Annotated in this window: 13 protein-coding genes; 4 read left to right on the forward strand and 9 right to left on the reverse strand. The window is 64.1% G+C overall.

Features of this window, described 5'->3' with window-relative positions:
- Nucleotides 1-270: 270 nt before the first annotated feature.
- The 4 genes from AB7531_RS33940 to AB7531_RS33955 all read right to left on the reverse strand — a co-directional run bounded on the left by AB7531_RS33940 (nt 271) and on the right by AB7531_RS33955 (nt 4,300).
- The gene (locus AB7531_RS33940) at nt 271-1,851 is read right to left on the reverse strand and encodes an alkaline phosphatase D family protein (protein ID WP_063984944.1); all 1,581 of its coding nucleotides are present in this window, start codon (nt 1,849-1,851) and stop codon (nt 271-273) included.
- A 118-nt stretch (nt 1,852-1,969) separates the two neighbouring features.
- Entirely contained in the window at nt 1,970-2,389 is a 420-nt protein-coding gene (locus AB7531_RS33945; protein WP_063984945.1) for a hypothetical protein, read from the reverse strand.
- A gap of 109 nt (nt 2,390-2,498) precedes the next feature.
- Entirely contained in the window at nt 2,499-3,500 is a 1,002-nt protein-coding gene (locus AB7531_RS33950) for an NAD(P)H-dependent flavin oxidoreductase (protein WP_063984946.1), read from the reverse strand.
- Nucleotides 3,501-3,562: 62 nt separating this feature from the next.
- The gene (locus tag AB7531_RS33955; protein ID WP_441280234.1) at nt 3,563-4,300 is read right to left on the reverse strand and encodes an SDR family oxidoreductase; all 738 of its coding nucleotides are present in this window, start codon (nt 4,298-4,300) and stop codon (nt 3,563-3,565) included.
- A gap of 166 nt (nt 4,301-4,466) precedes the next feature.
- Between AB7531_RS33955 and AB7531_RS33960 the strand changes: the two genes are divergently transcribed.
- Nucleotides 4,467-4,931 carry a winged helix-turn-helix transcriptional regulator gene (locus tag AB7531_RS33960; RefSeq protein ID WP_063986597.1) on the forward strand — a complete coding sequence of 155 codons (465 nt, stop codon included), beginning with the start codon at nt 4,467-4,469 and terminating at the stop codon, nt 4,929-4,931.
- 93 nt (nt 4,932-5,024) lie between these two features.
- Here AB7531_RS33960 and AB7531_RS33965 read toward each other — a convergent pair whose 3' ends face one another.
- Entirely contained in the window at nt 5,025-5,399 is a 375-nt protein-coding gene (locus AB7531_RS33965; RefSeq protein ID WP_063984947.1) for a PRC-barrel domain-containing protein, read from the reverse strand.
- 283 nt (nt 5,400-5,682) lie between these two features.
- Nucleotides 5,683-5,841, reverse strand: coding sequence for a hypothetical protein (locus AB7531_RS33970; protein WP_187387779.1), 159 nt, complete (start codon nt 5,839-5,841; stop codon nt 5,683-5,685).
- 177 nt (nt 5,842-6,018) lie between these two features.
- Here AB7531_RS33970 and AB7531_RS33975 point away from each other — a divergent pair, with 177 nt between their 5' ends.
- A complete protein-coding gene (locus tag AB7531_RS33975) occupies nt 6,019-6,279 on the forward strand; it encodes a hypothetical protein (RefSeq protein WP_028148230.1) in 261 nt (86 codons plus the stop codon).
- 137 nt (nt 6,280-6,416) lie between these two features.
- Here the strand turns inward: AB7531_RS33975 and AB7531_RS33980 are convergent, their stop codons facing one another.
- The 3 genes from AB7531_RS33980 to AB7531_RS33990 form a co-directional block, all read right to left on the reverse strand.
- Nucleotides 6,417-6,623: a hypothetical protein gene (locus tag AB7531_RS33980; RefSeq protein ID WP_063984948.1), complete on the reverse strand. Its 207-nt coding sequence runs from the start codon at nt 6,621-6,623 to the stop codon at nt 6,417-6,419.
- 81 nt (nt 6,624-6,704) lie between these two features.
- Nucleotides 6,705-6,836 carry a hypothetical protein gene (locus tag AB7531_RS33985; RefSeq protein ID WP_256376429.1) on the reverse strand — a complete coding sequence of 44 codons (132 nt, stop codon included), beginning with the start codon at nt 6,834-6,836 and terminating at the stop codon, nt 6,705-6,707.
- Nucleotides 6,837-6,953: 117 nt separating this feature from the next.
- Nucleotides 6,954-7,148, reverse strand: a complete 195-nt coding sequence (locus AB7531_RS33990; RefSeq protein WP_063984949.1) for a hypothetical protein — start codon at nt 7,146-7,148, stop codon at nt 6,954-6,956.
- A 95-nt stretch (nt 7,149-7,243) separates the two neighbouring features.
- On the opposite strand from AB7531_RS33990, the gene AB7531_RS33995 reads away from it, so the two are divergent.
- Both AB7531_RS33995 and AB7531_RS34000 read left to right on the forward strand, forming a co-directional pair.
- Nucleotides 7,244-7,756 (forward strand): DUF4142 domain-containing protein, encoded by a 513-nt coding sequence (locus tag AB7531_RS33995; RefSeq protein ID WP_063984950.1) that lies wholly within the window; start codon nt 7,244-7,246, stop codon nt 7,754-7,756.
- Nucleotides 7,757-8,206: 450 nt separating this feature from the next.
- Nucleotides 8,207-14,500, forward strand: coding sequence for a HAMP domain-containing protein (locus tag AB7531_RS34000; protein WP_063984951.1), 6,294 nt, complete (start codon nt 8,207-8,209; stop codon nt 14,498-14,500).
- The last annotated feature ends 5 nt before the right edge of the window (nt 14,501-14,505 follow it).

Here is a 14,505-nt window from a genome sequence, read left to right on the forward strand (position 1 = left end):
CGCGGTGGGGCCGCAAGGGCAGACTCTTCGGTGATTGAAAAGAGGTGGCGGGGATAGAGACTATAGCGCAGGAGACGCGAGGCGGCCAATCAAGATCGGGTTAGTGCTGGGATGCGCGATCCGTCCCCACCGTCATGCCCGGGCATAGCCGTCCGAAGGACGGCGTCGCTTCCGCTCGCCTATGCCCGGGCATCCACGTTCTCAGGGCCGAGCAGCAAGGCGTGGATGGCCGGGTCAAGCCCGGCCATGACGACGGAGAGAGTTGCCCACTCACGAATGCTGCGCGACCACGGCCGGGCGCGCCTGCGGCTGCGGCTGCGGCACGATGTCGACCGACCAGAGGTCGCGGTTGTCGACGTCTTTCAAGGTCACGGTCATCACGCCGCTCGCACCGTCGATATCGACCCTGCCGAAGAACTGCAGGCCGAAGCACGGCGCAAGGTTCTCCCCCTGCGCCTCGCTGCAGCCGTTCTGGTACATCGCGACCGGGCCAAACGTATTGTCGAGCTCGCCCGGACCCCAGGTGCCGGCATGCAGGGGTCCGGAGACGAACTCCCAGAACGGCTCAAAATCCTGGAATTGCGCCTTGTTCGGATCGTAGTAATGCGCGGCGGTGTAGTGCATGTCGGCGGTGAGCCAGACGATGTTGCGCACGCCCGCGTGCTTGATCGAGGCCAGCAGATCGGCGACCTCATGCTCACGCCGATCGGGCGCTCCGTTGCCGAGCGCGACGGCATCGAGACTGACGAGGCCAATCGGCAGGTCGGCCGCGATCACCTTCCAGGTCGCGCGCGAAGCGGCGAGCTCCCGCTTCAGCCATGCGAGCTGCTCGGCACCGAGAATCCAGCCGCGATGGTCCTCGCCCTTGTTCCAGCTGTCGTCACGATAGCTGCGCATGTCGATCATGAAGACGTCGAGCAGCGGACCATAAGCGATCTTGCGATAGACGCGCCCCTGTCGCGTGCCGATGTCGCGGATCGGCATGAAATCGAAGAAGGCACGGCGGGCACGCGCGACCAGGCGCGGCGTGCCGTCGTCCTCATAGCCGGCGTTGTCGTAGCTGCCGGTCGGCGACCAGTCGTTGGTGACCTCGTGATCGTCCCACTGTGCGAACATCGGCACCTGCGCGTGGAAGGCGCGAAAATGCTCGTCGAGATGGTTGTATTTGTAGTTGCCGCGGAATTGCGCCAGCGTGTGCGCGGCCTCGGCTTTCTCCTCGGTCACCAGATTGCGCCAGGTCTCGCCGTTCGGCAGCTTCTGCTCGGAGGGAATCGTGCAGTCGGCGTAGATATGATCGCCGGAGTGGATGAAGAAGTCCGGGCGATTCTCGAGCATGGTGCGATAGCTGCGATAGCCGCCGCGCGAGATGTCGATGCCCCAGCCCTGCCCCGCGACGTCGCCCGACCACACGAACGAGATAGATTGCCCTGCAGCCGGCGCGGTGCGGAAATGGCCGACGCGGCTTTCGCCGGCAATGCCGGTCGCGATGTCGTCGAAACGCACGCGATAGAAGATATCCTGCCCGGACGGCAGATCGTTCAGCAGCAGTTTTGCGGTGAAGTCGGCATCGGGCAGCGCGTCGCGCGAAGCTGACGCTATGATCGTCTTGAAACTCTCGACGGTCGCGCATTCCACCTGCATCCGCGCGGGCCGGTCGGCGCGCGCCCAGATCACGGCGGAGCCATCCGAGACGTCGCCGGACTGAATGCCGCCCGCGATCTGCGGGCGATCGGCGGCGCGGCTGATGGATGGCTTTGCGACTGTGCCGAGCGCGGCAACGGCGAGGCTTGAAGTCGAGCGGACCAGGAACTGCCGCCGGGTCCATGCGCGCGAGGCGCGGAGCGTTGCCATTCAGGAAACCTTCGTCGAATCGCGACGGAAGGTGCCTGCGCTCCTTGACTCCTATCCTGACGGTTTCTTGACTCCGCGCCTACGGTTTTGCGACGCCCGGATGACGCGAGAGATCCGGCTAGTGCTTCCAGTTGCAAATGCCGCCGGTGCGGCACGGCCAGGTCTGGATGCGGGTGTCCATCGCCTGCGCGTCCAGCGGATTGCCGCGACGATGTGCAAGCTTGGTGCGCGCTGCGCCGCGTGGCTGGGCGCCCCTGGCATGAACAACCTTCGGCTGGGCCACGTGCACGCGTTCGGCGGCAACTTTCTTCGGCACGTCGATGGGTTCGCCGCGCGCCTGCGCCTCGTTGCCTCCCTTCGCCTCCAACGCAACCGGGGCGAACTGCGTCTCGGGCCCGAGCCGCTTTGGCGACAGCACCGCCTTGGAGAGATCGAGACCGAGATATTCGTCGGGCTTGTAGTCGTCAGCGCGCGCAATGCCGCCCCATGCGAGCACGAGGGCAACGGCAACTGCAAATGGAACGCTCTTCAGGACCACGGACGCCTCCTGAAATTGCTTATTTCAAGGGGTAATTTACTCCTATTTAGGAGGCGTCACGCGCAATTCCAGCGGCCAAGTGCCGCCGTGGTTAAGAAGTTTGGCGGAGTCAGGCGACCTTTCGCGCCGCACCCGTCCCGTCCAGGAACCCCATCAGGCGGCTGCGGATGATCTCTTCCGCCTCATCCATGATGCGATCGACGAGCTCCTTGCAGGAGGGGATGTCGTGGATCAGCCCTGCGACCATGCCGCAGCTCCAGGCACCCGCGTCCATCTGGCCGTCCAGCATGATCTTCGGATAGACGCCCGCGACCTGGTCGTGGATGTCGTCGATGCTCAGCTTGGCGCCCTTCTCGCGCTCGATCTCGAGCAGACGATCGACGTTGGCGTTCTTCAGCACGCGCTCGGTGTTGCGCAGAGCGCGCATGATCAGCCGGGTGTCGAGCTCGGTTGCCGCAACAAGCGCGTTCTTCACGTTCTGATGCACCGGTGCTTCCTTGGTGGCGATGAAGCGCGTGCCCATGTTCATGCCGGCCGCGCCCAGCGACAGCGCCGCGACGAGGCTGCGCCCGTCAGCCATGCCGCCGGAGGCCACGAACGGAATCTTCAGTTCCTCCGCCGCGCGCGGCAGCAGGATCATGTTGGGAATGTCGTCCTCGCCGGGATGGCCGCCGCACTCAAAGCCGTCGACGCTGACGGCGTCGCAGCCGATGCGCTCGGCCTTCAGGGAGTGGCGCACGGACGTGCATTTGTGGATCACCTTGATGCCGGCGGCCTTCAGCGCAGGCATGTATTGCTCCGGGCTGCGCCCCGCCGTCTCCACCGCCTTGATGCCGCCTTCGACGATGGCCGCGATGTATTCCGGATAAGGCGGCGCCGAGAAGGTCGGCAGGAAGGTGAGGTTCACGCCGAACGGCTTGTCCGTCATGTCGCGACAGCGCGCGATTTCCTTCGCGAGCAATTCCGGCGTCTTCTGCGTGAGGCCCGTGATGATGCCGAGCCCGCCGGCATTGGAGACGGCAGCGGCGAGTTCGGCAAAGCCGACGAAATGCATGCCACCCTGGATGATCGGGTGCTCGATGCCGAACAGTTCGGTGATCGCGGTCTTCACGTAGGGGCCTCCCGGATTTCAGTTTGTATTGAGATCAGTCTAGCCGCAGTCTTGCTCCGCGGTCACCATTTCTCTCCGAAGGGACGGATCTCCATCTCGAAGGTCCAGGCGCTCTTCGGCTGCTGATAGAGCTGCCAATAGGCATCCGCGACAGATGACGGCGGCATCAGAAGATCGGGATTATCAAGCGCATTCGCCCCGAGCGCTTCGAGCCGGCGCTGCCGCACCCACTCGGTGTCGACGCCGGAATCGATGATGAGATGGGCGACGTGGATGTTGTTCGGCCCGAGCTCGCGCGCCATCGCCTGCGCCACCGCGCGCAGTCCGAATTTTGCGCTGGCAAAGGCAGCAAAGCCGCTGCCGCCGCGCAGGCTCGCCGTCGCGCCGGTGAAGAAGATGTTGCCGCCACCGCGCGGCAGCATCAGCCGCGCCGCTTCCCTGCCGGCCAGGAAGCCGGAATAGCAGGCCATCTCCCACACCTTCCGGAACACGCGCTCGGTGGTGTCGAGGATCGGGAAATTGACGTTGGCACCGACGTTGAAGATGCAGACTTCGAGCGGCGCATGCTGGTCGGCGTCATTGAGGAAGGAGATGACCTCCTCCTCTTTGCGTGCATCGAGCGAGCGCGCGTGAATCTCGCCGCCGGCGGCCTCGATGTCCTTCACCAGCGGCGCCAGCTTGTCGCCGTTGCGGCGCCCGGCAAAGACCGTGAAACCTACCGCGGAAAATTTCTTGGCGATCTCGGAGCCGATGAAATCGCCGGCCCCGATCACGGCGGCTGTCGCGTTTCGCTTGGGCAAGGTCACCTCCTCCGGTGAGAACGGTATGTGATTGGGCCGGAGGCTATAGTTCTAAAATAGAACTGTCAAACTACAGGGGTGAATGATATTCTCTATTAGAAATAGCGCTGATCATTCAAGTCAGTTCCTTTTTCTGACTTACTACCCTTTGCCGGAGATTCGCTACATGAAGTGGGACACGCTGGATGAAGAGCCCTGCTCGCTCTCCCGGACCGTCGCCGTGGTCGGCGACCGCTGGACGCTGCTGATCCTGCGCGAATGTTTTTTACGCGTGCGCCGGTTCGAGGCGTTTCAGTCCTCGCTCCAGATCACGCGGCACCTCCTCTCGGAGCGTCTGAAGAAGCTGGTGCGGTTCGGCATCCTGCGCCGCGTCCCCTATTCCGAGGCGCCCAAGCGCTACGAATACATCCTGACGCAGAAGGGCCTCGACCTCTACCCGATCATCATGACGATGGTGCATTGGGGCGACACCCACATGGGCGACGAGCGCGGCCGCCCGCTGCTGCACCAGCACAAGACTTGCGGCAAGGATTTCGACCCCGTGATGGTCTGCTCGGAATGCGGTGAGCCGCTACATGCGAAACAGGTGCATGTGCATGCGGGGCCGGGGCGGAAGGAGGCGGTGGGGTAGAGTGGCGGAGAGCAAAGGTGTCGTGCCCCGGCTTGACCGGGGCATCCAGTCGGTGGGCCGTTCCTTGCTCATCGGATCGCTTTCCATGGGGGCTTACGCGAAGGGAACGCCGTAGTACGAGTTGATGCCGCGGACTGCCGCGTCGTCACCCCAGTTCCAATCGCTGCGTTCACCGTATTTCGGCGCGCCTTCGAGCGTCTTGGCGGTGATCCCGGTGACATAGCCGCCGAGCTCCGTATCGTATTTGAGCGACTGCCAGGGCAGCGGATAGTGGTCGTTGCCGAGGCCCAGGAAACCGCCGAAGCCGAGCACGGCGTAGGACACCTTGCCGCTGACCTTGTCGATCATCACGCGTTCGATCGAACCGATCTTGTTGCGATCGGCGCCATAGACCGATGTTCCCTCGACCTTGTCGCTGCCGATCAACCTGTCCATCTCGCTGCGGTCCAACTCGCCTTGTTTCAGCATTCCAATTCTCCACTCGGCCAACGTGTGGACCAACCGGGTCGGCGAGCGAACGTTCCGGCGCATGTTCTGGTGGTCGCGTCAGACACGGAGCACGGTCGCCAGGGGCGATCAGCGAGCGGCCGCGGCCTCCGGTAGCATCAGGAAATCATGCATCGCGGCAGCAGTCTGAAGCTGATCAATGCGCGCCATAACAGAATCGCGCTGCTGTCCATCCGGCAAGCCCGACAGTTCGTGCTCGAGCCGCAGCTGCTCTGCCTTGAGACGTTGTTCGAACGTGTGGGGCTCAGATCGTCTTCGCATCTTCCGTCCTCGGTGGTTGCAGCCCCGAGCTGTTGGCCCAGCGCTCGACTTGCTCGATGACCTTCTGATGGCTCGGACGCACCGGTTTGGGCGCCTCGGGCTCTTCGGAAAGCTTGCGGGGTAACCTGACTTCCTCCGCCATGGCCTCTTCTCCCTCTCTCCCGAAAGAATGCGCCACCGCCAGAGTTGTTTCAATAATAACTTATTGATTTTACTAACTATTTTTACTCATCTGACGATTTTTCCGACTCTTGTGGAACTCGCGCCAAACTCGTTCGTTGAGCAAACTACTCAACTTACTCACTTTGCGTGATCGACCATGAATGACCTTCGCGCCGAGCGCCTCCAGGTCATGCTCTCGCCGGAAGAGCTGGCCGCCGTCGATGATTTCCGATTCAAGCACCGCATGCCGACGCGCGCTGCGGCGGTCCGAGAGCTTCTCAAATTCGGGCTCGCAGCCGCGGGCATCGAGACGAGCATCGACCCGTCGGCAGGCATCAAATCAAGCGAGTTTGGTGTCTTTGGTCGCGGTCCCGAAGGACACGCGCCCGCGAAGCCCGAGGGCGACACCGAGGATTGAGTCTCTCCCAAGCAAAAACGACCCCGGCACAGTGGGGTGCTAGGGCCGTCCTTGGAGATTGCTTCCGGCGCACCGGGGGCATGACAGCCGGAAGCAATCCGTCGACTCGTCGCGAAGGGATTCGTTCCTCGCGAGAACTAGCCGGTCGGCGCGTCGCCGGAATCGTCCGGCATCACGCCGGAGCCCGGTGTCTTGGTGTTGTCGTTGAGCTTGGGATCGCGCGTCGCTTCGCGCGACGGCGAGCCTTTCGAATCCGTCTTGTGCACGGTTTGCGCGCGCTGCTTGTCGCGCGGTTGATCTTCCGCCCGCTTGTCCTTGACGATGCCGTGGTCGGAATGCGCCATGATGTCCTCTCGCCTCTCCAGATGTCCTGAAGCGCTTACGCGCCGGCACAACGAATGTTCCAGCGCGCGAGGCCCGCAGCGCTAACTATGCGTGGCGTGGATCGCCGCCGATGCATTCTCCAGATGCACCTGCCGCACCGTCGTCACTGTCGCGAACGCGACCGAGACGCCAAAGGCGAGAATGAGCGAGAGAAGAGCCAGACGTGGAGCCATCGCAAAACCTCCTTCTGGAATCAAAATCAACGCGATCGACTGTTCGTGGATGATCCTGGATTGGTTGCTTGCATTCCGTGAGCAGTCTCACATGCAGATTCACGAAAATGAGAGCGCTTACGCATCCTGCGTTCGAAGGACGCGGACCTTTACGGGCGGGATTTCACCGTCCAGCCAGTCCTGCTCGTTCGCCAATGCCGTCCAGGCATCCGCCATGCGCAAATAGCGTTTGTGGGTGGGCTGCCCTTCCGCGCGCTCGGCGAGCTGAAGGCAGTTGTCGGCGTTATCCCTGAAGATGTCAGACTGTTTCATACAGAAGATGTGGGAACGGAACTCTCGCTCCGCAATCGCCTTTACCGGATCGTAACGCCGGGGGAACTTCGCACGCCATCGGTCATTGGAGATGCATGAGGATTCTCGTGGCAATCATCCTGGCTCTCGTCAGCACCTCGGCGTTCGCCGACAATATGGGCGAGCGAACGGCCGGCGACCGCGTGCCGACCGCAACCGATGTCATCACCGGCCTCTATAGTTTCAGCCGTTTCCAGCAGGGCCTGCTGGAGAGCACCGACCTGAAAGGCAATGCGGAGGTGAAAAATCTCGCGGCCCTGCGCGCCGAGGAGGCGGGCAAGCGCGACAAGACCCTGAAGCAGATTCAGGACGCAATCGGTGCGGAGCCGCACGCCGGCAAGACGACGTCAGTGAGCGCAAGCCTCGTCGAGCCCGAAAATGCGGATGGACCAACTTACGTCAGAAGCTTCTATGCCGCGCAAATCCCCGAATACGAATCCGCCATCAGCCTGCTCGAGCGCTATCTGAAAGCGCCCGACAATCCTGCGCTCGCCGCCTTCGCGCGCGAGCAATTGCCGATGCTGCGCACGCAGGTGAAAGATGCGGAGCGCACCATGGCGGACAAATAGCAGCCTATTTGTCTTCCGGATGATGCTGCTGGCTCTCCGGCCGCACCGTACGGTTACTCTCGGGGCCGGCATCGCCGTTGTCGTCCCTGCCGCCCGAGGTCGAGGCGCCGCTGCCGCTGGGGCTCGATCTGGTCGCGGTCCTCGTGGCCTGCGAATCAGCGTGCGGCGTGGCGGAGCTTGCGGCGGGGTCGCCAGTCACAGCCCCGCGCCCGCTGGGCGCGCCAGCGCCTCTCCTAGGACGGCTCTGAGCTCTGGTGCAGCGGCCGGCCGGCTTTTTCCTGAGCGGGATGGAACCATCGTCACTCCTCACCGTTATTTTGGCCGGGCTGAGCACGGCAGGTTCCAATTCCAAGCGCTGCAACGTTGGCGCTTGATTTCGAATTTGGCTGACGGTCTATTTTGACAACTGCGTCACGCCTTGGATTCGGCCGACGCCGCGGGGGAATCAGTATGAGCGACCTCGATCCCGGAACTGCATCACGCTCCGGTCGTCGCGTTCCAAAGCCAAAAACCAACGGTATGTCGGACCCGGATTCGCGGCCGGAATTGCTGCTTGCCTTGCAGGCCATGCGCAGCGGCGATTTTTCGGTGCGGATGAGCGGGGACTATCTCGGCATCGACGGCAAGATCGCCGACACTTTTAATGAAATCATCGCCGCCAACCAGCGCATGGCGCAGCAGCTCGAGCTGGTCGGTCAGGTCGTAGGGCGCGAGGGCAAGACCCGCCAGCGCGTGAAGTTCGGCCTCGCCAGCGGCTCCTGGGCCGACATGGAAGGCTCCGTCAACACGCTGATCGACGACCTCCTGTGGCCGACGCGCGAGGTGACGCGCGCGGTCGCGGCGGTGGCGCAAGGCGACCTGCTCCAGACCGTCAAGCTGGACGTCGACGGCCGCCCGCTGCGCGGCGAATTCCTGCAGTCGGCGACCATCGTCAACACCATGATCAAGCAGCTCGGCGTGTTCACCTCCGAGGTGACGCGCGTCGCGCGCGAGGTCGGCACCGAAGGCAAGCTCGGCGGCCAGGCCCAGGTGCCGGAAGTGACCGGCGTCTGGAAGGATCTGACCGAGAGCGTCAACTCGATGGCGAACAACCTGACCAACCAGGTTCGCAACATCGCCGAGGTCACGATCGCGGTCGCCAACGGCGACTTGTCCAAGAAGATCACCGTCGACGTCCGCGGCGAGATCCTTCAGCTCAAGGAAGCCATCAACACGATGGTGGACCAGCTGCGCTCCTTCGCCTCCGAAGTGACGCGCGTGGCGCGCGAGGTCGGCACCGACGGCAAGCTCGGCGGCCAGGCGATCGTGCCCGGCGTCGCCGGCACCTGGAAGGACCTCACCGACTCCGTCAACGCGATGTGCGGCAACCTCACCGCCCAGGTCCGCAACATCGCCAACGTCACCACTGCCGTGGCGCGCGGCGACCTGTCGCGCAAGATCACGGTGGACGTGCGTGGCGAGATCCTGGAGCTGAAGGACACCATCAACACCATGGTGGACCAGCTCAACTCCTTCGCCTCCGAAGTGACCCGCGTGGCGCGCGAGGTCGGCACCGAAGGCAAGCTCGGCGGCCAGGCCCAAGTGCCCGGCGTGGCCGGCACCTGGAAGGACCTCACCGACAACGTCAACTTCATGGCGTCGAACCTGACCGCGCAGGTCCGCAACATCGCCGACGTCGCGACCGCGATCGCAGGCGGCGACCTGTCGAAGAAGATCACGGTGACCGTCTCGGGCGAGATCCTTCAGCTGAAGGAAACGCTCAACACCATGGTGGACCAGCTCAATGCGTTTGCCGGCGAAGTCACCCGCGTCGCGCGCGAGGTCGGCACCGAGGGGCGGCTCGGCGGTCAAGCCAACGTGCTCGGCGTCGCCGGCACCTGGAAGGACCTCACCGAGAGCGTCAACTCGATGGCGTCAAACCTGACCGCACAGGTCCGCAACATCGCCGAGGTGACGACGGCGGTCGCGGGCGGCGATCTGTCGAAGAAGATCACCGTGGACGTGCGCGGCGAAATCCTGGAGCTGAAAGACACCATCAACACGATGGTGGACCAGCTCAACGCCTTCGCCGGCGAAGTCACCCGCGTCGCGCGCGAGGTCGGCACCGAAGGCAAGCTCGGCGGCCAGGCCCAAGTGCGCGGCGTCGCCGGTACCTGGAAGGACTTGACGGACTCGGTCAACTCGATGGCCTCGAACCTGACCGGTCAGGTCCGTAACATCGCCGAGGTCGCGACCGCCGTTGCGAAGGGCGACTTGTCGAAGAAGATCACCGTGAACGTGTCGGGCGAAATCCTTCAGCTGAAGGAAACGCTCAACACCATGGTGGACCAGCTCAACGCGTTCGCCGGCGAAGTCACGCGCGTGGCGCGCGAGGTCGGCACCGAAGGCAAGCTCGGCGGCCAGGCCCAGGTGACGGGCGTCGCTGGCACCTGGAAGGACCTGACCGACAACGTCAACTCGATGGCGGGCAATCTCACCGCCCAGGTCCGCAACATCGCCGAGGTCGCAACCGCCATCGCCGGCGGCGACCTGTCGCGCAAGATCACGGTGGACGTCCGCGGCGAGATCCTTCAGCTCAAGGACACGCTGAACACGATGGTCGACCAGCTCAACCGCTTCGCGGGCGAGGTGACGCGCGTGGCGCGCGAGGTCGGCACCGAAGGCCGGCTCGGCGGTCAGGCCAACGTGCCCGGCGTCGCCGGCACCTGGAAGGACCTCACCGACAGCGTCAACTCGATGGCGGGCAACCTGACCGCACAGGTCCGCAACATCGCCGAGGTCACCACCGCCGTGGCGCGCGGCGACTTGTCGCGCAAGATCACCGTGGACGTGAAGGGCGAAATCCTCGAGCTGAAGAACACCATCAACACCATGGTGGACCAGCTCAACGGCTTTGCCGGCGAAGTGACGCGCGTGGCGCGCGAGGTGGGTACCGAGGGCAAGCTCGGCGGCCAGGCCGAAGTGCCCGGCGTTGCCGGCACCTGGAAGGACCTCACCGACAACGTCAACTTCATGGCCTCCAACCTGACGGCCCAGGTCCGCAACATCGCCGAGGTCGCGACCGCAATCGCCGGCGGTGACCTGTCGAAGAAGATCACGGTGGACGTGCGCGGCGAGATCCTGCTGCTCAAGGACACCCTGAACACGATGGTGGAGCAGCTGCGCTCCTTCGCCGCCGAAGTGACGCGCGTGGCGCGCGAGGTCGGCACCGAGGGCCGGCTCGGCGGTCAGGCCGTCGTGCCCGGCGTCGGCGGCACCTGGAAGGATCTCACCGACAACGTCAACCTGCTGGCCGCGAACCTCACGACGCAGGTCCGCAACATCGCCGAGGTCACGACCGCCGTGGCGCGCGGCGACTTGTCCCGCAAGATCACCGTGGACGTGAAGGGCGAAATCCTCGAGCTGAAGAACACCATCAACACCATGGTGGACCAGCTCAACGCGTTTGCCGGCGAAGTCACCCGCGTCGCGCGTGAAGTCGGCACCGAAGGCGAGCTCGGCGGCCAGGCCCAGGTGCCCGGTGTGGCCGGCACCTGGAAGGACCTCACCGACACCGTCAACTTCATGGCGGCGAACCTGACCGAGCAGGTCCGCGGCATCGTCAAGGTGGTGACCGCGGTTGCGAACGGTGATTTGAAACAAAATCTCACCGTGAAATCCAAGGGCGAGGTCGCGGCGCTCGCCGACACCATCAACAACATGACCGAGACGCTCGCGACCTTCGCCGATCAGGTGACGTCGGTGGCGCGCGAGGTCGGCGTCGAGGGACGGCTGGGCGGCCAGGCCGACGTGCCCGGTGCCGCCGGCACCTGGAAGGATCTCACCGGCAACGTCAACCTGCTCGCGGCCAACCTCACCTCGCAGGTGCGCGCGATCGCGGAAGTCGCGACCGCCGTGACCAAGGGCGACCTGACGCGGTCAATCCAGGTCGACGCCCGCGGCGAAGTCGCCGAGCTGAAAGACAACATCAACACCATGATCACGAACCTCCGTCTCACGACGGACGTGAACACCGAGCAGGACTGGCTGAAGACCAACCTCGCTAAATTCACCAACATGCTCCAGGGCCAGCGCGATCTCACCACCGTCGGCCGGTTGCTGCTGACCGAATTGTCGCCCCTGGTGAACGCCCATACCGGCGTGATCTACCAGGTCGAGAACGAGGATAGTCCGCGGCTCCTGCTGCTCGCCTCCTATGCCGGCGACGGCGTCTATCCCTATCAGCGCGTGCTCCCGCTCGGCGACGGCCTGATCGGCCAATGCGCCCTCGACAGACGGCCGCGCGTCATCGCCGATATTCCGCCCGACGTGGTGCCGATCAACTCGGCGCTGTTCCGCGTCGCGCCAAAGAACCTCGTCGTGCTGCCGGTGCTGTTCGAAGGCCAGGTCAAGGCGGTGATCGAGCTCGCCTCGCTGACCTCGTTCACGACCTCGCAGATGACATTCCTCGAGCAGCTTACCGACTCCATCGGCATCGTGCTCAACTCGATCGAGGCGACGATGCAGACCGAAGGCCTGCTCAAGCAGTCGCAGCAGCTCGCCGGCGAGCTTCAGACCCAGCAGCGCGAATTGCAGCAGACCAACGACCAGCTCGAGCAGAAGGCGCAGCAGCTCGCCGAGCGCAACGTCGAGGTCGAGCGCAAGAACCAGGAAATCGAGCAGGCCCGCCGCGCACTGGAGGAAAAGGCGACCGAGCTCGCGCTGACCTCGAAGTACAAGTCCGAATTCCTCGCCAATATGAGCCACGAGCTGCGCACACCGCTGAACTCGATCCTGATCCTGGGACAGCAGCTCACCGACAATCCGGATGGCAACCTCTCTGCCAAGCAGGTCGAGTTCGCCCGCACCATCCATGGCGCCGGCACCGACCTGCTCAACCTCATCAGCGACATCCTGGATCTCTCCAAGATCGAATCCGGCACGGTGACGGTCGACGCCGAGGAGATTCTGACTGCGAACCTGCTCGAGACCGTCGGGCGGCCGTTCCGGCACGAGGCGGAAAACCGCAACCTGTCGTTCAAGATCGACGTCGACCCGAACCTTGCGCGCAGCATCGTCACCGACTCCAAGCGCCTGCAGCAGGTTCTCAAGAACCTGCTTTCCAACGCCTTCAAGTTCACCGCCGAAGGCGAGGTGCGCCTGAAGGTCGTCGCCGCGGTCGGCGGCTGGGGCACGGATCATCCGGTGCTGAACTCCGCGCCGGCGGTAATCGCGTTCGAAGTGACGGACACCGGCATCGGCATTCCCCTCGAGAAGCAGAAGCTGATCTTCGAGGCATTCCAGCAGGCGGACGCCGGCACCAGCCGCAAATATGGCGGCACCGGTCTCGGACTTGCCATCAGCCGCGAGCTCGCAAGCCTGCTCGGCGGCGAGATCCATCTGCGCAGCGCGCCCGGCAAGGGCTCGTCCTTCACGCTCTATCTGCCGCTGAAATATTCCGGCCCGACGCTCGCGCCGCGTGCGCCCGCGCCGCAGCAGTACAGTCAGCCACCGGCGTTGCAAGCGGCTGCACCCGAACAGCAGCGCGTCATCGAGCAGATTGCCGACGACCGGCTCAATCTCGAGCCCGGTGACACCATCCTGCTCATCGTCGAGGACGATCCGCATTATGCGCGCGTGCTGGTCGATCTCGCCCGCGACAAGGGCTTCAAGGTTCTGGTCGCCGCGCGCGGCGCGGAGGCGCTGGAGCTTGCGAAGCAGTACCAGCCGCGGGCCGTTTCGCTCGACGTGTTCCTGCCTGATATGCTGGGCTGGACGGTGCTGAGCCAGCTCAAGCACAATCCGCTGACCCGCCACATCCCCGTGCAGATCATCACGCTCGACGAGGACCGGCAACATGCGCTGGCCCGTGGCGCCTTCTCCTTCGTCAACAAGCCGACCACGACCGAGGGCGTCTCAGCCGCGCTGACGCAGATCAAGGAATATGCACGGCCGCGGCGCAAGCGGCTCCTGATCGTCGAGGACAACGAGGCCGAGCAGCTCTCGATCCGCGAGCTGCTGCATCACGACGACATCGAGATCGTGACGACGGATACCGGCGCCGGCGCGCTCTCGACGCTGCGCGAGGCACCCTGCGATTGCGTGGTGCTCGACCTGCGGCTGCCCGACATGAGCGGCTTCGAGGTGCTGGACCAGATCCGCAACGACGAGAGCCTGTCGAACGTTCCGGTGGTGGTCTTCACCGGCCGCGAGCTCTCGGCGGAGGAAGATGCGGAACTCCACACCATGGCGCGCAGCATCGTGGTCAAGGGCGTGGAATCGCCGGAGCGCCTGCTCGACGAGACCGCCTTGTTCCTGCATCGCGTGATCACGGAACTGCCGGTCGAGAAGCAGCGCATGCTGGAGAAGCTGAACAGTTCCGACGAAGACCTGATCGGCAAGACCGCCCTGCTCGTCGACGACGACGCCCGCAACATCTTCGCGCTGTCGAGCGTCTTGGAGCGGCGGGGCATGAAGGTGCTGACGGCCACGACCGGCCGCGAGGCGGTAACGCTGGTCGAATCCAATCCGGAGATCGCCATCGTGCTGATGGACATCATGATGCCGCAGATGGATGGCTATCAGACCATCGGCGTCATTCGCGAAAATCCGGCCTTCGCCCGCCTTCCGATCATCGCGCTGACAGCCAAGGCGATGAAGGGCGACCGTGAGAAATGCCTGGAAGCCGGTGCGTCCGACTACCTCGCCAAACCCGTCAACACCGATCAATTGCTGCTTGCAATCCGCATGTGGCTGCACCGCTGAGTTTG

Origin of the sequence: Bradyrhizobium sp. 63_E2_N1_3 (genome assembly GCF_052076005.1) — a bacterium.
Taxonomy (GTDB): domain Bacteria; phylum Pseudomonadota; class Alphaproteobacteria; order Rhizobiales; family Xanthobacteraceae; genus Bradyrhizobium; species Bradyrhizobium barranii.

Excerpts from the sequence above, each read along its gene's own strand:
- AB7531_RS33940 (WP_063984944.1), bottom strand. The coding sequence starts at position 1,851 with ATGGCAACGCTCCGCGCCTCGCGCGCATGGACCCGGCGGCAGTTCCTG.
- AB7531_RS33960 (WP_063986597.1), top strand. The coding sequence starts at position 4,467 with ATGAAGTGGGACACGCTGGATGAAGAGCCCTGCTCGCTCTCCCGGACC.
- AB7531_RS33965 (WP_063984947.1), bottom strand. The coding sequence starts at position 5,399 with ATGCTGAAACAAGGCGAGTTGGACCGCAGCGAGATGGACAGGTTGATC.
- AB7531_RS33970 (WP_187387779.1), bottom strand. The coding sequence starts at position 5,841 with ATGGCGGAGGAAGTCAGGTTACCCCGCAAGCTTTCCGAAGAGCCCGAG.
- AB7531_RS33975 (WP_028148230.1), top strand. The coding sequence starts at position 6,019 with ATGAATGACCTTCGCGCCGAGCGCCTCCAGGTCATGCTCTCGCCGGAA.
- AB7531_RS33980 (WP_063984948.1), bottom strand. The coding sequence starts at position 6,623 with ATGGCGCATTCCGACCACGGCATCGTCAAGGACAAGCGGGCGGAAGAT.
- AB7531_RS33985 (WP_256376429.1), bottom strand. The coding sequence starts at position 6,836 with ATGGCTCCACGTCTGGCTCTTCTCTCGCTCATTCTCGCCTTTGGCGTC.
- AB7531_RS33990 (WP_063984949.1), bottom strand. The coding sequence starts at position 7,148 with ATGAAACAGTCTGACATCTTCAGGGATAACGCCGACAACTGCCTTCAG.
- AB7531_RS33995 (WP_063984950.1), top strand. The coding sequence starts at position 7,244 with ATGAGGATTCTCGTGGCAATCATCCTGGCTCTCGTCAGCACCTCGGCG.
- AB7531_RS34000 (WP_063984951.1), top strand. The coding sequence starts at position 8,207 with ATGAGCGACCTCGATCCCGGAACTGCATCACGCTCCGGTCGTCGCGTT.